The organism is Brevibacterium sp. BDJS002, assembly GCF_028201555.1.
GTDB lineage: Bacteria > Actinomycetota > Actinomycetes > Actinomycetales > Brevibacteriaceae > Brevibacterium > Brevibacterium aurantiacum.
Map to the genome: position 1 here is coordinate 2518872 of NZ_CP116392.1, position 19875 is coordinate 2538746.

At 62.4% G+C, this 19875-nt stretch carries 12 protein-coding genes and 2 pseudogenes; 5 read left to right on the forward strand and 9 right to left on the reverse strand.

What is annotated here, in order from left to right; all coding sequences use genetic code 11:
- Positions 1-12 precede the first annotated feature (12 nt).
- Positions 13-1577 (reverse strand): annotated as a pseudogene (locus PGC08_RS11810) (cytochrome ubiquinol oxidase subunit I).
- A gap of 298 nt (positions 1578-1875) precedes the next feature.
- Here PGC08_RS11810 and PGC08_RS11815 point away from each other — a divergent pair.
- Positions 1876-2238 carry a BlaI/MecI/CopY family transcriptional regulator gene (locus PGC08_RS11815; RefSeq protein ID WP_271710067.1) on the forward strand — a complete coding sequence of 121 codons (363 nt, stop codon included), beginning with the start codon at positions 1876-1878 and terminating at the stop codon, positions 2236-2238.
- A gap of 18 nt (positions 2239-2256) precedes the next feature.
- Positions 2257-3150 carry a M56 family metallopeptidase gene (locus tag PGC08_RS11820; RefSeq protein ID WP_271708465.1) on the forward strand — a complete coding sequence of 298 codons (894 nt, stop codon included), beginning with the start codon at positions 2257-2259 and terminating at the stop codon, positions 3148-3150.
- A gap of 65 nt (positions 3151-3215) precedes the next feature.
- Here the strand turns inward: PGC08_RS11820 and PGC08_RS11825 are convergent, their stop codons facing one another.
- Positions 3216-5327 (reverse strand): DNA gyrase/topoisomerase IV subunit B, encoded by a 2112-nt coding sequence (locus PGC08_RS11825; protein WP_069600299.1) that lies wholly within the window; start codon positions 5325-5327, stop codon positions 3216-3218.
- A gap of 127 nt (positions 5328-5454) precedes the next feature.
- Here PGC08_RS11825 and PGC08_RS11830 point away from each other — a divergent pair, with 127 nt between their 5' ends.
- A complete protein-coding gene (locus PGC08_RS11830; RefSeq protein ID WP_069600300.1) occupies positions 5455-6294 on the forward strand; it encodes an N-acetylmuramoyl-L-alanine amidase in 840 nt (279 codons plus the stop codon).
- A 161-nt stretch (positions 6295-6455) separates the two neighbouring features.
- Here the strand turns inward: PGC08_RS11830 and PGC08_RS11835 are convergent, their stop codons facing one another.
- Together PGC08_RS11835 and PGC08_RS11840 are read right to left on the reverse strand one after the other, a co-directional pair.
- Positions 6456-7877 carry an RNA polymerase sigma factor gene (locus PGC08_RS11835; RefSeq protein ID WP_009884385.1) on the reverse strand — a complete coding sequence of 474 codons (1422 nt, stop codon included), beginning with the start codon at positions 7875-7877 and terminating at the stop codon, positions 6456-6458.
- Positions 7878-8080: 203 nt separating this feature from the next.
- A complete protein-coding gene (locus PGC08_RS11840; RefSeq protein ID WP_069600301.1) occupies positions 8081-9286 on the reverse strand; it encodes a DUF4192 family protein in 1206 nt (401 codons plus the stop codon).
- A 164-nt stretch (positions 9287-9450) separates the two neighbouring features.
- On the opposite strand from PGC08_RS11840, the gene PGC08_RS11845 reads away from it, so the two are divergent.
- Both PGC08_RS11845 and PGC08_RS11850 read left to right on the forward strand, forming a co-directional pair.
- The gene (locus tag PGC08_RS11845; RefSeq protein ID WP_069600302.1) at positions 9451-10242 is read left to right on the forward strand and encodes a spermidine synthase; all 792 of its coding nucleotides are present in this window, start codon (positions 9451-9453) and stop codon (positions 10240-10242) included.
- Between the two features lie 86 nt (positions 10243-10328).
- On the forward strand, positions 10329-12539 hold the full coding sequence (locus tag PGC08_RS11850; RefSeq protein WP_009884382.1) for a HelD family protein: 2211 nt from the start codon (positions 10329-10331) through the stop codon (positions 12537-12539).
- 245 nt (positions 12540-12784) lie between these two features.
- On the opposite strand, the gene nrdR is transcribed toward PGC08_RS11850, so the two are convergent.
- The 5 genes and pseudogenes from nrdR to PGC08_RS11875 all read right to left on the reverse strand — a co-directional run bounded on the left by nrdR (position 12785) and on the right by PGC08_RS11875 (position 19798).
- Entirely contained in the window at positions 12785-13282 is a 498-nt protein-coding gene (gene nrdR, locus PGC08_RS11855) for a transcriptional regulator NrdR (protein WP_009884381.1), read from the reverse strand.
- Positions 13283-13284: 2 nt separating this feature from the next.
- Complete coding sequence (gene hisD, locus PGC08_RS11860) at positions 13285-14595, reverse strand: histidinol dehydrogenase (RefSeq protein WP_009884380.1); 1311 nt, start codon at positions 14593-14595, stop codon at positions 13285-13287.
- A gap of 29 nt (positions 14596-14624) precedes the next feature.
- Entirely contained in the window at positions 14625-18134 is a 3510-nt protein-coding gene (gene dnaE / locus PGC08_RS11865; RefSeq protein WP_236850743.1) for a DNA polymerase III subunit alpha, read from the reverse strand.
- 203 nt (positions 18135-18337) lie between these two features.
- A pseudogene (locus PGC08_RS11870) lies at positions 18338-19260 on the reverse strand (RluA family pseudouridine synthase).
- Positions 19253-19798, reverse strand: a complete 546-nt coding sequence (locus PGC08_RS11875; protein ID WP_271708466.1) for a signal peptidase II — start codon at positions 19796-19798, stop codon at positions 19253-19255. Before PGC08_RS11875 ends, PGC08_RS11870 begins: the two are co-directional and overlap by 8 nt.
- Between the last annotated feature and the right edge of the window lie 77 nt (positions 19799-19875).

The following is a 19875-nucleotide window of genomic DNA, read 5'->3' on the forward strand; positions in this document are numbered from 1 at the left end:
CGTGTCTTCTCCTCAGTACGCGAACGACAGGACGTCGTCTTCGTCGTTCGTGATCCGCGGGGTGTGGTTGGTCTTGGTCACCTCGGGCATCGCCGAGGCGACCCCTCCCCTGATGTAGACGATGAGCAGCCGCAGTTCGACGACCATGAGAATCCCGTAGACGAGCTGAGGCTGATCAAGGAGAACAGCAGCATCGCCGGCGTGAGTTGGGGCGACAGCGCTGCCTGGGTGAACATGTACACAGCGTCCTGTCGTGCGGGATTCGGCGCGACCACGAACGGCTGACGTCCCATCTCCGTGAAGATCCAGCCAGCGGAGTTCGCAATGAAAGGCGCTGTGATGGACAGGAGCGCCCCGCGCATCAGCCAGGCCGAGGCGGGGACGGTGCCCTTGCGCGTCAGCCACAGCGCCAGAGCGCTGACTCCCGCTGCGATCATGCCGAATCCGATCATGAGTCGAAAGCCCCAGTAGGTGACGATCATGATGGGCTGGTAGTCGATCTTCTCGCCGGAGTGCTGGCCGTAGCGCTCGTCCTCGGGCAGATGGGTGCCGTACTTCTCCTGGTAGTCAGGAAGCAGACTAGTCACACCGCGGACCGGAGTGTTGAAATCGCCGTTGGCGAGGAAAGACAACAGACCGGGGATCTCGAACACGTTCTCAACGCCATCACAGTCGTTCGAGGAGGGGTCTCCGATCGTGAGCACGGAGAACTCTGTTCCATCGTGGCAGGCGGCCTCGGCCGAGGCCATCTTCATGGGCTGTTGTTCGAACATGAGCTTTGACTGGATGTCGCCGGTGATCGCCACACCGGCGAAGGCGACGATGCCGACGACCGCGCCGATCCGCAGAGAACGGATCCAGACCTGGTGGTCGATGGCATCACGTCCGGGCACATCGGGCGCGGAGCCGACGACGACCTTTCCGTCGGGTCCGATGGTGTCAATACCGTCCTTGCGCCGGCGGTACAGGTGATACCAGGAGATTCCGAGCAGGAAGCTGCCACCGACAGCCAGCGCCCCGCACAGCGCGTGCGTGTAGGCTGCGATCGCCGTGTTGTTCGTCAGCACCGCCCAGACATCGGTCATCACCGGTGCACCGTCGACCATCTCGACGCCGACCGGATGCTGCATCCACGAGTTCGCGACGATGATGAAGTAGGCGGAGATCCATGACCCGATGACCGCGCACCAGAGGCTGCCCAAATGGACAGCACGAGGGAGTCTGCCCCAGCCGAAGATCCAGAGTCCGAGGAATGTCGACTCCAGGAAGAACGCGAGCAGCGCCTCCAGCGCCAGCGGCGCACCGAAGACGTCCCCGACGAAACGGGAATACTCACTCCAAGCCATACCGAACTGAAACTCTTGGACCAGGCCGGTCGCCACACCCATGATGAAGTTGATGAGGAAGAGCTTCCCGAAGAACTTGGTGCTGCGCAGGTACACCTCATTGCCCGTGCGGTGGTACATGGTCTGCAGAATCGCGACCAGCATGCCGAGGCCGAGAGTGAGTGGGACCATCCAGAAGTGATAGACAGTGGTGATGCCGAATTGCCAGCGCCCGATGAGAACCGGATCCAGGTCCATGGGTACTCCGTTCGTGGAAGACCAGATTTCTACAACACGTAGAATTCTACAACGCGTAGAAGATATTGCGGCAATATTTCGCCATCTAAGATCCTCCGTCCCAGAACGCGCGTCACTGCCCGTTTGCGCTCACCCTACTTCGCCGAGGTTTGCGTACGACCCCGATTCGACCGAATAGCGCACCAGCAGCGGCGACGAAGCGAATTGCGGTCGATCTCACATGGAATTCGACAGCTTGTAGAGTTAGACTGAAGTGGCAACAAGAACCATCACCTCGAAGGACAAGGACACCGTGGGAACACTGGGCGAACTCGAACGCAGCGTCATGGACGCCATCTGGGTACATGATGATGGGTTGAGCGCGGCCGAACTCCGCGACGTGCTGGCAGCACGCGATCTGGCACTGACCACCATCCACACCGTCCTCACTCGACTGGAGAAGAAGGGCTTCGTCACTCGCGATCGCAGCATCCGCCCGCACCGCTACCTCGCGGTGTCAACACGCGAAGACCATGTCGCAGAGCTGATGACCGAAGTTCTGTCACAGGCACCTGATCGCCAGGCCGTTCTCGCCCGCTTCCTGGGCACTGTGTCGGAGGCCGATACGAAGGCTCTGCGCAATCTGCTGGGACGCAATCACTCAACCAACTCCTGAAGCAGGTAGTTCCCGAGCATGAGCATCGTGGGATCCGTCCTCGCGGTACTTGCATTTCTCTTAGCGTGGCCGGTCCCGGCTGCGCTGTCTCGTTTTCGCGGAGACCCTATCTCGAAAGTCATTCTGTGGCAGGCCGTGGGCCTTTCCGGTGGCCTCTCACTTATCGGTACGGCTTTGGCCTTCGCCGTGGCTCCGGACTCGCGCAGCCTGCCTGAGGGACTGTGGCAGCTCGCCAGAGGAGAGTCGCACACCACCCTCACGGTCTTCGGCTGGATCTTCCTCATCATCGCGGTGGCGCTCATCGCGCGCCTGCTGGGCTGTCTGGCGCTGACGTTCTACTCAGCGCGCAAGACTCGCGTTCGTCATGATGAGATCCTGCATCTGCTCAGCGAACCGTCTGCCACGTACCCGGATACGCGGATCATCACGACCGACGAGGTTGTGGCCTATTGTCTGCCGCAGGGACCGCGCAAAGGCACTGCGGTTCTCTCCACCGGTCTGCTCGAAGTCCTCAGCGAGGACGAGCGCACTGCTGTCATCGCCCACGAGCGAGCCCACCTGGATTTTCGCCACGACGTGCTGGTCATTCCCTTTGCCGCATGGCATCGCGCCCTGCCGTTCTTCTCGGCCACCGCGATCGGACTCAACTCCATCAATGGTCAGATTGAACTCATGGCCGATGACCAGGCGCGTGAACATGTCGATCCTGCGATTCTGGCCCAAGCGGTGTGTGAAGCAGCAGGCATCAGCCCGGAACACCGCAGCGACCTTTCGGTTCAGAGAATCGACCGACTTTCGCGTCCGCTGGACCCTGCGCGGATCCCGGTGCGTGTGACGTCGAGCCTCGTCGCACTGGGACTGCTGCTCGTCCCCAGTCTGCTGCTCTTCGCTCCGATCGCCGCCGGAATCTGAGCTGGACGGGAGCGCCGCCTAGCTGAACACCGTAGTTCAGCTGGCGGGGCCCCACCTCGTTCGGTTCAGCTGTCGATGCGCTCGGCGTCGAGGACAGCGGCCCCCGAGACGATGAATTCCTTGCGCGGGCCAACGGAGGAACCCATCAGGAGCTCGAAGGTGTTCTCCGCCGCTTCGGCATCGGCCATTGTGACCCGACGCAGTGTGCGCATACTCGGATCCATCGTCGTCTCCGCCAACTGGTCGGCATCCATCTCGCCGAGGCCCTTGTAGCGCTGAATGGGTTCCTTGTACGTCTTCTTCGACTTCTCCAGCTTCTTCAGCAGCGCTTGGAGCTCTGCCTCGCTGTAGGTGTAGATGACATCGTTCGGTGTTCCTCGCTTCGTGACCACTTCCACGCGGTGGAGCGGTGGAACGGCGGCGAACACTCGCCCCTGTTCGACCAGCGGCTTCATGTAGCGGAAGAACAGGGTCAGCAGCAGGGTACGGATGTGGGCACCGTCGACGTCGGCATCGGTCATGATGATGACACGCCCGTAGCGGGCGGCATCGATGTCGAAGCTGCGGCCGGACCCCGCCCCGATGACCTGAATCAGAGCGGCACATTCGACATTGGCCAACATGTCAGACAGAGATGCCTTCTGCACGTTGAGGATCTTGCCGCGGATCGGAAACAGCGCCTGATGGTCGGAGTTGCGAGCAGCTTTCGCCGTCCCCATCGCGGAGTCACCCTCGACGATGAACAGCTCCGTGTTCTCCACCCCGTTGTCACGGCAGTCGTAGAGCTTGGCAGGCAGAGACGATGCCTCGAGTGCCGTCTTGCGACGCTGATTCTCTTTGTGCGTGCGCGCCGAGATGCGCGATTTGAGTTCGGCGACGACCTTCTCCATGAGGACGGCCGCCTGCTGCTTCTCTGCGCGTTTGGTCGAGGACAGTATGTCGCCCAGCTGCCTCTCGACCGTCTTCGCCACGATCTGCCTCACCGCAGCCGTACCCAGGACTTCCTTGGTCTGTCCTTCGAACTGAGGTTCTGCCAACTGCACCGTGACCACGGCGGTCAGCCCAGCCAGGACGTCGTCCTTTTCGAGTTTGTCCTTGCCCAGTTTGAGCTTGCGGGCATTGGCTTCAACGGCCTTGCGCATCGCTTTCAGACTGGCCTGTTCGAAGCCGGACAAGTGCGTTCCGCCGTGCGGAGTGGACACAACATTGACGAAGGACTTCACCTTCGTGTCGTAGCCGGTCCCCCACCGCAGAGCGATGTCGACACCGACCTCGCGTTCAACCTCCTTCGAGACCAGATGGCCCGAGGAATCGAGCACCGGAACTGTCTCACTGAATTTCCCGGTGTCCTGCAGACGCCAGGTGTCCGTCATCGGCGGATCGATCGACAGGTGGTCGACGAATTCGGTGATGCCGCCGTCGAAGCGGAAGACCTCGAGTCGTTCGGCGATGACTTCACCGGTCTCGTCACGTGCGACTCCACGGCGGTCTTCGATCCGCAGCTCGAGACCGGGGACGAGGAATGCCGTCTGACGAGCGCGCTCGACGAGATGCTGGTAGTCGAACTGAGCTTTGGACAGGAAGATCTGCGGATCGGCCCAGTATTGGACGCGGGTTCCGGTGACTCCCTTCTTCGCCTTGCGGACGACGTCGAGCCCGGTCGGCTCGTGGAATTCTTCGAACGGATTGTCTGGCCCCGGCTGACCGGACGAGTCATCGAATCGTCCCGGCACTCCGCGACGGAAGGACATCTTGTGAACCTTCGACCCTCGGGTGACTTCGACATCGAGGCGAGCAGAGAGCGCATTGACGACTGAGGCGCCGACTCCGTGCAGGCCGCCGGATGCGGCATATGAGCTGCCGCCGAACTTGCCTCCGGCGTGGAGCTTGGTCAGGACAACCTCGACGCCGGTCAAACCGGTCTTGGGCTCAATGTCCACGGGGATGCCACGGCCGCTGTCTGTGACAGCCACCGAACCATCTGGTTCCAGTTCGATGAGGATCGATTTGCCGAAACCACCCAGAGCCTCATCAACAGCGTTGTCGATGATCTCCCACAGGCAGTGCATCAGCCCTCGGGAATCAGTGGTCCCGATGTACATGCCCGGACGCTTGCGAACCGCTTCGAGACCCGACAAGACGGACAGATGCCTGGCGCCGTAACTTTCCTCTTCCACACGTTTCCTCTCGTTCGATTAAATTCTAATCGCTCAGTCGACTCTGTCCCGGCCATTGCGAGCCGTGTCTCGCTTCGATTCTGCCGAATCCTCCTGCGCAAAGCATCTTTGCTGGAACAATGGCACTATGTCTCCACGTCGCAGCCTCGCAGTCCCCCTGGTGTGTGCAGCACTCGCCTTTCCCACCCTCACCTCGTGCGGACCGGAGCCGCAGGAAGATGCGGCCGCCTCCACCTCAGCCCCCTCCGCTTCGGCCGCACCCGAGGGAACGGAGCGTTCTGCGAGTGCTGAGACACAGAAGACCCCGACCACGGAGCCTGCCGTCGATCTCAGCGGACGGACAATCGCCATTGATCCCGGCCATAATGGAGGCAATGCCTCACACCCGAGCGAGATCGCGAGCCCGGTGCCGGATGGTCGCGGTGGAACCAAGGCCTGCAACACCACAGGTACCTCGACGAACTCCGACTTTCCCGAAACCGACTTCAACTGGGGAGTCGCTCAGAAGCTCGAGAAGGATCTCGAAGACGCCGGAGCGAAGGTGGTGATGAGTCGCGATGACAATGATGGCGTTGGCCCCTGCGTCGATGAGCGCGGCACGTTCGCCGATGATGCCGACCTCATGGTCAGCATCCATGCCAACGGAAGCGAATCGTCCACGACAAAGGGCTTTCATGTCATTGTGGCCGAACCAGGCAGTTCGGATACCGTCGAGGACGACTCGAACCGTCTTGCCGATGCCATGAGCAAGGCTTTTTCCGGCCCCTTCACACCCAACAGCGCCTATGGAAAGGACGCGATCAGTCGGCGTCCGGACCTGGCTGGGCTCAACAACGCCTCCGTGCCTGCTGTCATCGTCGAGTGCGGCGAGATGCGCAACCCAGACGAAGCCAAGTCCATGGAATCGAAATCCGGTCAGCAGAAATATGCTGACGCTCTGATGGACGGCATCGTCGACTGGTACTGAACCTCATCGCGACCAGAGGACTCCCTGAAAGGCAAGACGACGTCTCAAAGAGAGACGTCCCTGAACAGAGAGATCGCCTGCGGTCGCGAGAATTCGCGTCCGCAGGCGATCGTTGTCACCGGCTCAGAGCCAGAGTGCAGCCCAGGCTGTCGGCAGCCGACTCAGTCGAGGTAATCGCGCAGAACCTGTGAGCGTGAGGGGTGCCGCAGCTTCGCCATGGTCTTCGACTCTATCTGGCGGATGCGCTCACGCGTGACGCCGTAGACCTTGCCGATCTCGTCTAAAGTCTTCGGCTGGCCGTCGTTGAGTCCGAAGCGCATCGACACGACTCCGGCCTCACGCTCGGACAAGGTGTCGAGAACCGAGTGGAGCTGTTCCTGCAGCAGCGTGAAGCTGACCGAGTCCGACGGGACGACGGCCTCGGAGTCTTCGATGAGGTCACCGAACTCAGAGTCACCGTCTTCGCCGAGCGGAGTGTGCAGAGAGATCGGCTCGCGACCGTACTTCTGAACCTCCACGACACGCTCAGGTGTCATGTCAAGTTCCTTGGCGAGCTCTTCTGGGCTTGGTTCCCGTCCGAGATCCTGCAGCATCTGGCGCTGGACGCGAGCAAGCTTGTTGATGACCTCGACCATGTGCACCGGAATGCGAATGGTACGAGCCTGATCGGCCATGGCGCGGGTGATGGCCTGACGAATCCACCACGTGGCGTAGGTCGAGAACTTGAATCCCTTCGTGTAGTCGAACTTCTCGACTGCACGAATGAGGCCCAGGTTGCCTTCCTGGATCAGGTCGAGGAAGAGCATTCCACGACCGGTGTAGCGCTTGGCCAGCGAGACCACGAGACGCAGGTTGGCCTCGAGGAGGTGGTTCTTCGCGATGCGGCCGTCGTGGATGATCCACTTGTAGTCCATGGATTCGCGCGGTTCGGTGATGCCACCGGCGTCGAGCAGATGCTCGGCATACATGCCGGCTTCGATGCGCTTGGCCAGATCGACCTCTTCGGCCGCGTTGAGCAGTGCGACCTTGCCGATCTGCTTGAGGTAGTCCTTGACCGGGTCAGCGGTGGCGCCGGCAGACACGACCTGCTGTGCTGGCGCATCCTCTTCGTCGGCATCGGAGACGATGAAGCCGCCTGCTTCGGTGACCGCGGCGTTCTTCTCCTTCTCTTCGGAGTTCTTCGTCTCAGTCGCCTCGGCGGGGCTCTGTTCGGTTCCGAGTGTGTCGGTTGCCGGCTCGACGGTCTCGCCCGCTTCGAGCACATCGTCGGACTTCTTCTTCGCGCCGCCGGCCTTGGTGGTCTTCGCAGCAGTCTTCTTCGCCACGGTGGTCTTTGCTCCGGTGGTCTTCGCCACCTTGGCTGCCGTCGATTTCGTGGCAGCAGTTTTGGCCGTCGCCGTCTTGCGGGCGGCGGTGGTCTGCTTGGTCCCGGTCGCCGCGGCGGTCGCTGAAGCCGATGTCTTCGTCGTCTTCTTGGCTCCCTTCGACGCCGCAGTGGTCTTGGATCCAGCGGTGGAGGTCTTGGCGGCCGTTTCCTCCGACTTTTCCGTCACCGTCGTGGATTCCTTGTCGACTCTCGGCACGTGTTCACCTTTCGCGAGCGTTGAAACTTCTCGAATGCACCAGGACATTACTAAGACCCATGTCAAGAGGTCCGAGGATCGGGCCCGAGGGGAACACATAGTTCGCCCATGATGCTATGACAGGGTCAACACCCAATTTTCGCACGATATTCCCGGCTTTGCGAATTGAGCCCGGGACGGTGAGTCGAGGGTGTGTCACGGCCTCATCCGGGGCCGCGACGCACCGGCATCAGCCACCGTGGGAGATACCCATGTTGAACGGCGTTGATGATCAGTGTAGCCATCGAATGATCAGCATCGAGGTCAAGCCCGGCCTGGGCGTAGTGCTCTGCCATCGTCGACCCTCCCAACGACCATTCGAACCATGCGATCACAGCATAGGCGGTGGCCCGGACATCCGGGTGGCCCAGAGGGATGTAGGCCTCGAGGAACTCGATGCCCAACTGAACATCGCTTGGCTTCGGAGCGCGATCGGACAGGCCCACCATGTGCTGGGCAGCCTGCGGGGATCTTCCATATCGCTGTGCGCGACGGTGCAGCTGCCCGGGACCGCATTTCTTCAGATCAGAGCGTGAGAAGTTCGGGTGGTCGAAGCTGAGGATCATCTCGAGTGCGTCCCGAGACCACTTCTCCCCCAGAATCGCATCGATGGCCATGACCGTCTGCAGCGTCATCAGCTCTGTGAGGGCGGCTCGGTCGATGGGGTCGTCTCCCTCGCTCAGGCGGACCAGCCGCGGATAGACCTCGGAGATGATGTCGAAACCCTCGCCGATGGTCAGCCGGGTGTCTGCGCAGTCTCTGCGGCTGTCTTGGAACTCCGCTGCTGAAACGGGCCTGGCCACGAGCTCCTTCGCTGATGCCGCGGGCGCTGAGCCGCCGGCGATGAGTTCGGTGGCGCAGGCCGAGGTCGCTGCGGCCTCAAGCAGGGTGCTGGTCAGCCCATCGCCATCGATGCGACCGAATCTCTCCTCACTCACCCACCACGCGCCCAGAGTGTCGATGCCTCGGTCCCCCAGCGCCATGGCAATCTCGTCGATGGCGGCCCGAATGAGATCCCGGCGAACGTATGAGTACTCGTCGCCGTTGTCCCCGCCTTGCGCAGGATCTGTGTCCGGCCTCCGCCCTGCCCCGGGCAGATCGCGCTGATATTCCGAGTCGTAGAGGGCCAGGAACACTCCCGAGGCGGCGCAGGCTCCGGCGATGAGATCGCTGTACCACTGCCCGCCCTCGGCAACGATGTGCGCGGCCGTCTCCAGGTCGAAGTCGACGCGCAGCGTCGTGGCACATGACTGACCGCCGTCTTCGTCGGTTCCCACGATGATGGCCACAAGGCTCTCGCGTGGAATGTAGCCGAGCGTATGGGGCACGATTCCGATGATGTCTTCTGCTGTCTTCGCTGTCGTCTGCATGGGATCACTTCAGCTTCTCCTCTGCCGGAATGACCAGGGTTGATCAGATGCCTGTGGATTCGCTCGAAGCATCCACAGGCCGAGAGCACATGAGTCCGGTCCGCTGTCCCCACGCTGTGACACCCGGAATTGCCACCGAGGCACATCTGGCATACAAGTGAGGGGTGGCGAAACGACGGATATACACAGCACCCGGCTCACAAGTCGTCGATATCTCGACCGGCACTGCGCGGCTGGAGAAGGTCGACGGTGAGGTCGACAGCTACGTCCTTCATGTCAACGGTGTGCCGTCTTCGTCGATCACTCTGAGTGAGCCGACTCGTCTGGACTTCGAATATCTGGATTGGATGTCGCGGATCATCGACGTCCAGTTCGCACCGGGACCGCTGCGAGCGGTCCACATCGGGGCCGCCGGATGCGCCCTCGCTCGTGCCCTCCATGCACAGCGCCCGGGGTCGAAGCAGACGGCAATCGACATCGACCCGGTTCTCCTCGACTATTCGCGCGACTGGTTTGATCTGCCGCGCTCCCCCGCGCTTGCACTGCGCGCCGGCGACGGTGCCCTCGAAGTTGAGAAGTTCCGGCCCGACACCCTTGATGTGCTCATCCGTGATGCCTTCGATCACGACTCTGTGCCCCCGACGCTGCAGACTTCGGAGTTCTTCACCACCAGCGCACGAATCCTCAAGGACACGGGGGTCTATATCGCCAACGTCCCCGACTCCGGCGACCATCGGGTCCTCCGGGCCGAGCTTGAGCTGCTGTACTCTGCCTTCGACCACGTTGCTGCGGCCGCCGAACCGGGGATTCTCAAGGGCCGTCGACGCGGCAATGTGGTCGTCATCGCTTCGGCTTCTCCACTGGAAGTGCCCGAACTCGACAGGAGTCTGCGGACCGCCGCGACCATGGCGACGTTCCTTTCCGGGCACAGTCTGAAGTCGCGGCTGGGCCTGTGACGGAACACACCAGCATTGTTTCAGTGCTTCCAACTACTCCCGGTGGGAAAAGTTCGGCATAATGGAATGCCGATTGGGAAGGTGAGATGACCGAGACTTCAGAAATACGCGTCGAGCAGGTCAAGCTTGACGAGCTCTATGCACGACTCGACGAATTGCGAGATGAGGCCACGGCCCGACTGGGCAAGGTGAGGATCTCCGAGGTCGGCGGCAATCATCAGCACCGGAGTGAGCGCGATGCGTTCGCAACTCTGTATGAGGACCAGCTGATCCGCCTCAACAGCGCTGAGGACGGCCTGTGCTTCGGCCGTCTCGATCTCAGATCGGACGCGGAGCCCAGCTATATCGGACGGATCGGGCTCACCGACGCCAACCGTCAGCAGATCCTCATCGACTGGCGTGCTCCGGCCTCGGAGCGCTTCTACCAGTCGACTGCTGCCAATCCGGCCGGTGTCATCCGGCGTCGCCATCTGGTGACGAAGAACCGCACGGTCACCGACCTCGAGGACGATGTGCTCGACATCGAGGCCCTCGATGATGATGAACGGTCGAATCTGCAGGGCGAGGGCGCGCTGATCGCGGCCCTGACCAATCACCGCACCGGTCGCATGGGCGATATCGTCGCAACCATTCAGGCCGAGCAGGACGCCATCATCCGCCAGCCGCTGCAGGGTGTGCTCGTCGTCCAAGGCGGACCGGGAACAGGGAAGACGGCGGTGGCACTCCACCGTGCGGCCTTCCTCCTCTACCGTCACCGGGAGCGCATCGCGAAATCGGGTGTGCTGCTGGTCGGCCCCTCGGCGGTGTTCCTCAAGTACATCGAGAAGGTCCTGCCCAGCCTCGGCGAAACGGGTGCCCTTCTGCTCACCCCCGGACAGCTCTACCCCGGTCTCGAGACCGAGCTGAGCGATGACACGGATGTCGCGGTGATCAAGGGGCGATCCGAGATGGCCACGGTGCTGAGGAATCACATCGCCAACTACGAGCGGATCCCCGAGCAGGACGAAGAGCTGCGAGTCGGCTCGCACACCATCTGGCTGCGTCGCCGCGACGTGCGCGGGGCCCGCGATCGAGCCCGTCGCAGCGGGGACGCTCACAATGCCGCCCGCAACGGCTTCGTCTCCGGTCTGCTCAAGACCCTCGCAGAGGATCTGGCACGGCAGATGGGCCTCGACGGTGCAGGTGAGCGACTGCCGGAGCTGATGGACGAACTGCGTTCGAGCGTGGACGTGCGCCGGGCTCTCAATCTCGCCTGGTTCCCCATCAGTCCCGCTGCGGCTCTGCGTGCGTTGCTGTCCAAGCCGCACAAGCTGCAGGCCGCCGCCGAGCGACTGCTGTCCCCCGAAGACCAGCAGAGACTGATCCGCCCTGCGAACGCAGAGCTGACCATCGAGGACGTTCCTCTCCTCGACGAGCTCGCGGAGCTGCTCGGCAGCAGCCCGCAGCAGACTGCCGCGCGCGATGAATCGGCTCGGGAATACGCCGAGGCGGTCCTCGACATGACGGACACCTCGGCTCTCATCGATGCGGAGACACTGGCTGCCCGATGGGAGGAGGAAGGCCCGACAGTCACGTTGGCCGAGCGTGCGCTCGACGATCGCGAATGGACCTACGGCCACCTCGTCGTCGACGAGGCTCAGGAACTCTCCCCCATGCAGTGGCGGGTGCTCTTCCGTCGAGTTCCGTCGAAGTCCGCGACCGTCGTGGGTGACCTGGCTCAGTCCTCGCACGTGGACAACACCCGGACTTGGAATTCCATCCTGTCCGAGTTCGTCGGCGATCGCTACAGCCTGCAGGTGCTCACCGTCTCCTACCGAACTCCGCAGTCGGTCATGGACCTGGCTAACCGCTACCTGCATCGCCATTTCCCGCAGCTCGAACTCGTCGAATCGGTTCGCCAGGGCGGTCCCGACCCACGAATGGACTCGTTCTCCTCGACGCAGGAGACACTCGCGGCACTCGTTCCCACTGTCAGGGATGAGGTCGAGACCGTCGGCGGCGGCAAGATCGCCGTGATCGCTGCGCGCGATCTCATCGATTCCGTCGCCGAGGTGCTGGCCGGCTTCGACATCGGCCGTTCAGTCACCGGCCTCGACCATCAGATCGCGGTCATCACCGCTCAGCAGGCGAAGGGCCTGGAATTCGATTCCGTGGTCATCGTCGAACCCGGTCTGATCGCTCCCGAGGGGCACGAAGACGGGGTCGGAGCGCTCTATGTGTCGTTGACCCGTACGACGGATAGGCTGCGGATCTTGGCTTCTGCCCCGACCGAGCTGTCAGAGCTCATCGCAGACTGAGGCAGGCTGACCTCCCGGTCTCTCAGCACGCCTGAGAGAAGACGAACAGAGGGCGCATCGGAATCATTCCCGATGCGCCCTCTGTCGTCGTGGAGCAAGTCTCACGGAGAAATTAAAGGGCCGCTTGACGGTTCGGCTTCCCCTCCGAACCGCAAGCGGCCGCGCGCCGAAGCGCGCACTGTCAATATTACACAAGAATCGGTGCGCTGGACTACTCCGCTCACAGAATTCTGTCGGTGATTTTCTCAGGCTTGGAAATCTTCGGGAATTGCCTGCCTGGCATCGCCCGATTTCAATGCGGCGTCGGCACGCAGCGAGTCGATCGCCGCCTCGAAGTCTTCGAGGGAGTCGAAGCCCTGGTAGACGCTGGCGAATCTCAGGTAGGCGACCTGGTCGAGTTCGCGCAGCGGTTCGAGGATGCTCAGACCCACCTCGTCGGCATCGATCTCGGCGATCCCTTTGGACCGAATGTCTTCTTCGACCTTCTGCGCGAGCTTCGCCAGGTCGTCGTCATTGACCGGACGCCCCTGGCAGGCCTTGCGCACACCCGACATGATCTTCTGTCGGGAGAACTCCTCGGTCACACCGGAACGCTTGATCACCGAGAGGCTGGTCGCCTCCATGGTCGTGAAGCGGCGCCCGCAATGACGGCACTGCCGGCGACGCCGGATCGCGGCGCCGTCTTCGCTGGTCCGCGAATCGACGACTCGGGAATCTGATTCACGACAGAACGGACAACGCATATCTACTCCTCGAACCGGATGCTGACGGCGCGACCGTGGGCGGGCAGCTGTTCACTGTCGGCCAGCACCTCGATGTGGTCGGCGACCTCGGCCAGTGCCGAACGGTCATAGTCGATGACCTGGCTGACCTTGATGAATGAGTGCACTCCGAGGCCGGAGCCGTGTGCCGCGGTTCCCATGGTGGGCAGGACGTGGTTCGAGCCTGCGCAGTAGTCGCCCAGGGACACCGGGGACCAATCTCCGACGAACACCGCTCCCCCGTTGGTGATGCGGGCAGCGACGGTATCAGCCTCGGCGGTGTGGACCTCGACGTGCTCCCCGGCGTAGCCGTTGACGACATCGATTCCTGCGTCGATATCGTCGACGAGGACGATGGCGGACTGCTGACCCGACAGTGCGGTGTTGATCCGCGCTTCGTGTGCGGCGGCCGGGACCTGGGTGAGCAGTTCTACCTGGACCCGTTCGGAGAGTTCGGTCGAGTCCGTAACGAGAACGGAGGCCGCCAGTTCGTCGTGTTCGGCTTGGCTGATGAGATCGGCGGCGACGAAGGCCGGATCGGCGTTCGCGTCTGCGAGGATGATGATTTCGGTGGGTCCGGCCACGGCGTCGATGCCGACCTGGGATCGCATGAGCGATTTGGCGGCGGCGACGTAGGCGTTGCCCGGACCGGTGATGAGGTCGACGGGGTCGAGCTGCTCCTCATCATCGAGGCCGTAGGCCAGCGCTCCGATGGCTTGGGCACCGCCCATGGCCCAGACCTCGTCGACGCCGAGGATGTGGGCTGTGGCGAGCACCGTGGGGTGGGGCAGTCCGTTGCTCTGCGGTGGGCTGGCGATAGCCAGTGAGGCTGACCCTGCAGCCTGTGCCGGCACGACGTTCATCACGACGGTCGATGGGTAGACTGCCAGCCCGCCGGGAACATAGAGACCGACTCGTTCGATCGGCAGGTGCCGTGTCGTCACGTGCGCACCGGAGGCCAACTGTGTGCGGACGTCTGTGGGTCGCTGGTCCGCAGCAACCTTCCTGGCTCGGGAGATCGATTCGACCAGGGCAGCCTTGACCGAGGGGTCCAGTTCGGCTTCGGCGCGTTCCAGTTCGGAGGCGGGCACACGCAGCGACTCAAGGGTGACCGAGTCGAACCTCTCGGTGAATTCCTTCACGGCACGGGTTCCCCCAGCCTGTACCTGAGCCAGGAGCTCGGCGACTCGTCGTTCGATGTCGGCATGCGTCTCGGCGGCACGAGGCAGTCTCTGCTTGAGGAATCGCTTGTTCAGTCTCTCGCCGCGGAAGTCCAGAATGTTCACCCGCACCATTCTAGTCCCCGCCCTCACCGCTCGTGTTCTCAGGCTGTCAGACAGCGGGATCCCAGCAGTGCCTTGAGGTCACCGTAGAGGCTCGGATTGGGATCGACGCGGATGGCGCGATCCAGACGCATCACCGTCTGCCGGCCCGGCTGCGAGAGCACCAGGTGCACATCGGTCTGGCCCTTGTGGGATTCGAGGACCTGGAGCAGCTTCGAGGCCATCTCCTCTGTGGCCTTCTCCATCGGCAGCATGAGGTTGAGCGGACGATCCTTCGGGTCGGTGACATCGGGAATCGTCATCGACATCGCCATCATCGACGTCGGGCGGTCATCGGAATGGCGGATGCGTCCGGTCAGCGAGATGACGAGGTCGTTGGTCAGCAGGCTCGCCACAGGTTCGTAGGTGTCACCGAAGAACATGACCTCCACCTCGGCGTTCAGGTCCTCCACGGTCACGATCGCGTACGGCTTGCCTGAGTTCTTCGACACCTTGCGGCTGACTTGTGTGATCATGCCGCAGATCTTGACCTGCGATCCATCGTGGCGGTGGGACTCCGGATCCACCACCTCGGCGATGGAGGCCTCCGACTCAGCTGCCAGGACTCCTTCGAGACCATTGAGCGGGTGGTCGGAGACGTAGAGGCCGATCATGTCGCGTTCGAACGCGAGCTTCTCCTTCTTCTCCCATTCCGGTCGGTCGGGAATCGCCACGGAGAAGCTCGGCTCGTCATCGTCCCCGCCGAGTCCGGCGAACAGATCGAACTGGCCGTTGGCCTCCTGACGTTTGACGCCGATGACCGAGTCGACGGCCTCCTCATGGACCTCGACGAGTGATCTGCGAGTCTGGCCCAGCGAATCGAAGCCGCCGGCCTTGATGAGCGATTCGATCGTGCGCTTGTTGCAGACGTGGCTGGGCACCTTGTCGAGGAAGTCCGTGAAGGAGGTGTATGCCCCCTTCTCCCCACGGGCTTCGACGATGCCGTCGACGACGTTGGCGCCGACGTTGCGCACGGCTCCCATACCGAAGCGGATGTCCTCACCGACTGGGGTGAAGTGCAGGGCCGAGTCGTTGACGTCTGGCGGCAGCACCGTGATGCCCAGGCGTCGACACTCATTGAGGTAGATCGCGAGTTTGTCCTTGTTGTCGCCCACCGAGGTGAGCAGCGCGGCCATGTACTCTGCCGTGTAGTGAGCCTTGAGGAAGGCCGTCCAATAGGACACGAGACCGTAGGCCGCCGAGTGGGCCTTGTTGAACGCATAGTCGGAGAAGGGCAGCAGAATGTCCCACAGGGCCTGCGCCGCCGCCTCGGAGTAGCCGCGTTCCTTCATGCCGCCGAAGAAGCCGACCTGCTGTTTGTCCAGCTCGGACTTCTTCTTCTTGCCCATGGCGCGACGCAGAATATCCGCCTGGCCCAGCGAGTACCCGGCGACCTTCTGCGCAATCGCCATCACCTGCTCCTGGTAGATGATGAGACCGTAGGTCGTGCCGAGGATATCCTCGAGAGGCTCCTCGAGCTCCGGATGGATCGGGGTGACCTCCTGCAGACCGTTCTTGCGCAGCGCGAAGTTCGTGTGGGAGTCGGCACCCATGGGGCCCGGACGGTAGAGCGCAATCGTTGCGGAGATGTCTTCGAAGTTGTCCGGCTTCATCAGTCGCAGCAGGGCGCGCAGTCCACCGCCGTCGAGCTGGAACACGCCGAGTGTGTCACCACGGGAGAGCAGATCGTAGGCCCCGCGGTCGTCGAGGTCGAGGTGTTCGAGATCGAGATCGTAATCGCGGTTCGCTTTGATGTTCTCAACCGCGTCGGAGATGATCGTGAGGTTTCTCAGCCCCAGGAAGTCCATCTTGATCAGTCCGAGGCCCTCAGAGGTGGGGTAGTCGAACTGGGTGATGACCTGGCCGTCCTGGAAACGACGCATGATCGGAATGACATCGATGATCGGGTCCGAGGACATGATCACTCCGGCAGCGTGGACGCCCCACTGCCGCTTCAGTCCCTCGATGCCCTTCGCCGTCTCGAAGGTCTCACGCGCATCCGGGTCGGAGTCGACGAATTCTCTGAACTCCCCCGCCTCGTTGTAGCGCTTCGATTCGGCGTTCTCGATGTCGGCCAGCGGAATGTCCTTGGCCATCTCGGCCGGGGGCAGAGCCTTGGTCAGACGCTCCCCCATCGAGAACGGCTTGCCGAGGACGCGCGCGGAGTCCTTGAGCGCCATCTTCGTCTTGATCGTGCCGTAGGTGACGATCATGGCGACACGTTCGTCACCGTACTTCCGTGTCACATAGTCGATGACCTCGCCGCGGCGACGATCATCGAAGTCGACGTCGAAGTCGGGCATGGAGACACGGTCAGGGTTGAGGAAGCGCTCGAAGAACAGTCCGTGCTTGAGCGGGTCGAGGTCGGTGATGCGCATCGCGTAGGCGACCATAGAGCCGGCACCCGAACCACGTCCGGGTCCGACGCGGATGCCGTTGTCCTTCGACCAGTTGATGAAGTCGGCGACGACGAGGAAGTAACCGGGGAAGCCCATCGAGATGATGACGTCGAGCTCGTAGTCGGCCTGCTTGCGCACATCGTCGGGGATTCCTCCCGGGTACCGGTATTCGAGTCCCGTCTGCACCTCTTTGACCAGCCAGGACGTTTCGTCTTCGCCGGGAGGGCAGGGGAACTTCGGCATGTAGTTCGCCGAGGTGTCGAAGGAGACTTCGCACTTCTCGGCGATCTCGAGGGTGTTGTCGCAGGCCTCGGGGAATTCGGAGAACAGGGCGCGCATCTCCGCACCCGATTTGAGGTAGTAGCCGGATCCGGAGAAGGCGAAGCGGGAGCCGCCCTGGTCATAGGTGGGCTCGATGAGCTTCGACCCGGATTGGATGGCCAGCAGCGCTTCGTGGGCCTTCGCATCGGACTCATGCGTGTAGTGCAGGTCGTTGGTCGCGACCAAGGGAATGTCCATCTCCTTCGACAGACGGATGAGGTCCTTGGTCACACGCTTTTCGATCGAGAGCCCATGGTCCATGAGCTCGACATAGTAGTTGTCCTTGCCGAACATCTCACGGTATTTGCCGGCAGCGGCCCTGGCCTCTTCGTACTGCCCGAGGCGCAGGCGGACCTGGATCTCCCCCGAGGGACAGCCCGTGGTCGCGATGAGCCCCTCCGAGTAGGTCTCGAGCAGGTCCTGGTCGATGCGCGGCCACTTGCTGAAGACAGAGTCGAGGGAAGCGTAGGACGAGGCCTTGAAGAGATTGCGCATGCCCGTGTTGTTGCGTGAGAGCAGGGTCATGTGGGTGTAGGCACCACCGCCGGAGAGATCGTCACGTTTCTGCGACTCATCCGTGCGCCATTTCACCCTGGTCTTATCGCGCCGGTCGGTGCCGGGAGTGACATAGGCCTCGACGCCGATGATGGGTTTGATGCCGGCTGCGGTCGCCTGCGACCAGAAGTCGAAGGCACCGAAGAGATAGCCGTGGTCCGTGGTCGCGATGGCCGACATTCCCGATGCCTTGGTCGCGGCCATCAGGTCCGTGAGTCGGGCGGCTCCGTCCAACATGGAGTATTCGGTGTGGACGTGAAGATGGACGAAATCGTCTTTCGGCACTGACAGCCTTCCCTCAGATATGACCTTTGCTGCGACCCCCAGCTTAGACCATCTCCGGGTCTGCCAGCGGAGCCCGAAACGCCACCTCGGCGACCGAGAAGATGTCGGTCAGCGAGGTGGCGCTACGGAGCTGCGACGCAGTTTCCGAGGTGAGATCAGGACGTACGGATGCGATCGATCGCGTACTGCAGGTCCTCGGGGTATCCGCTCTCGAATTCGACCCATTCGTTCGACTCCGGGTGATGGAAGCCGAGCTTGACGGCGTGCAGCCATTGACGTTCCAGGTGAAGGTCCTTGGCCAGAGTCGGATCCGCGCCGTAGGGAAGATCACCGACGCAGGGGCGTTTCAGCGCAGAGAAGTGGACTCGGATCTGGTGGGTGCGCCCGGTTTCGAGATGCACCTCGACCAGGGACGCTCGTCGGTGAGCTTCGAGCACCTCATAGTGGGTGATCGCGTTCTTACCTCCGCTGTGGACGGCGTAGAGACCGTCATGGCGAGGGTTGCGGGCGATGGGCGCGTCGATGGTGCCGAGCACAGGATCCGGCAGTCCCTGGACGACGGCGTGATAGGTCTTCTCCACGGTGCGTTCCTTGAACGCGCGTTTGAGCACGCTGTAGGCGTATTCGCTCTTTGCGATGACCATCAGGCCCGAGGTGCCGACGTCGAGGCGCTGGACGATTCCCTGTCGTTCGGGTGCACCGAGGTCGCGATTCTGAAGCCGGCTGCGGCGAGTCCGCCCACGACGGTCCTCCCCTTCCAGCCCAGTGCCGGGTGAGCGGCGACGCCGACGGGTTTGTCGACGACGACGAAGGAATCCTCGTCGTGGACGACCTTCATTCCGGGCACGGGATCCGGGACGACTTCCAGCGGTCGCGGAGGTTCGGGCATCTCGATGTCCAGACGCTCTCCGGCGGAGACCCGATCCGATTTTGCGACGACCTGTCCTGACAGCTGCACGCCCCCTTCGGCGCAGATGTCGGCGGCTGCTGTGCGGGAGAGCCCCAGCAGCTTCGACAGCGCAGAGTCCACCCGTTGGCCTTCGAGGCCCTCGGGTACCAGGATCGAGCGTTCAGCCATGTGTGTCCTCTCCGACCGTGTTCTCGTGCTTCGAGTCCGATCCGTCCAGTTCAATGCCTTTGAGGCTGACGACCACGAGGGTGACAGCCGCTGAGGATATCGCAATGTCAGCGACATTGCAGATGAAAAACGATAGGTCGATGAAATCGACTACGGCACCGTGGAGGAATCCCGGTTGTCGGAACAGCCGGTCCACGAGGTTGCCGAACAGTCCGCCCAACAGCAGACCCAGTCCGATGGCCCAGGCCACGGAGCCCAACTTCCTCGACAACATGATGATCGCGACGAAGACAGCGATTGCGATGAGAGGGAAGATCCACGTCACACCGGACCCGAGTCCGAGTGCCGCACCTGGGTTCCGATAGAAGTTGAAGCCTGCCAGAGTGCCGATGACGGCGACTGGCTCCTGTCCTTCGAGAAATCGGACCGCGAGGAACTTCGTGAACTGATCCACGATAAGGACGATCCCGGCAATGCCGAACAGCATCCCGAGCATTCTGCGCCGCCGGGGTCTTGTCTCAGTGGCATCATCGTTCATTTGGCTCATTCTAACTCACTGACTGATGACGCGATGGCACGGAAGGAGCCGTTATGCGCCATCTCACCCGGGCACGA

What these genes read in the sequence shown, in the direction of transcription:
- PGC08_RS11875 (WP_271708466.1), bottom strand. Translation starts at nt 19,798, where the DNA reads ATGAACGATGATGCCACTGAGACAAGACCCCGGCGGCGCAGAATGCTC.
- PGC08_RS11850 (WP_009884382.1), top strand. Translation starts at nt 10,329, where the DNA reads ATGACCGAGACTTCAGAAATACGCGTCGAGCAGGTCAAGCTTGACGAG.
- hisD (WP_009884380.1), bottom strand. Translation starts at nt 14,595, where the DNA reads ATGGTGCGGGTGAACATTCTGGACTTCCGCGGCGAGAGACTGAACAAG.
- nrdR (WP_009884381.1), bottom strand. Translation starts at nt 13,282, where the DNA reads ATGCGTTGTCCGTTCTGTCGTGAATCAGATTCCCGAGTCGTCGATTCG.
- dnaE (WP_236850743.1), bottom strand. Translation starts at nt 18,134, where the DNA reads ATGTTGGACGGAGCCGCCCGACTCACGGACCTGATGGCCGCGACCAAG.
- PGC08_RS11840 (WP_069600301.1), bottom strand. Translation starts at nt 9,286, where the DNA reads ATGCAGACGACAGCGAAGACAGCAGAAGACATCATCGGAATCGTGCCC.
- PGC08_RS11830 (WP_069600300.1), top strand. Translation starts at nt 5,455, where the DNA reads ATGTCTCCACGTCGCAGCCTCGCAGTCCCCCTGGTGTGTGCAGCACTC.
- PGC08_RS11820 (WP_271708465.1), top strand. Translation starts at nt 2,257, where the DNA reads ATGAGCATCGTGGGATCCGTCCTCGCGGTACTTGCATTTCTCTTAGCG.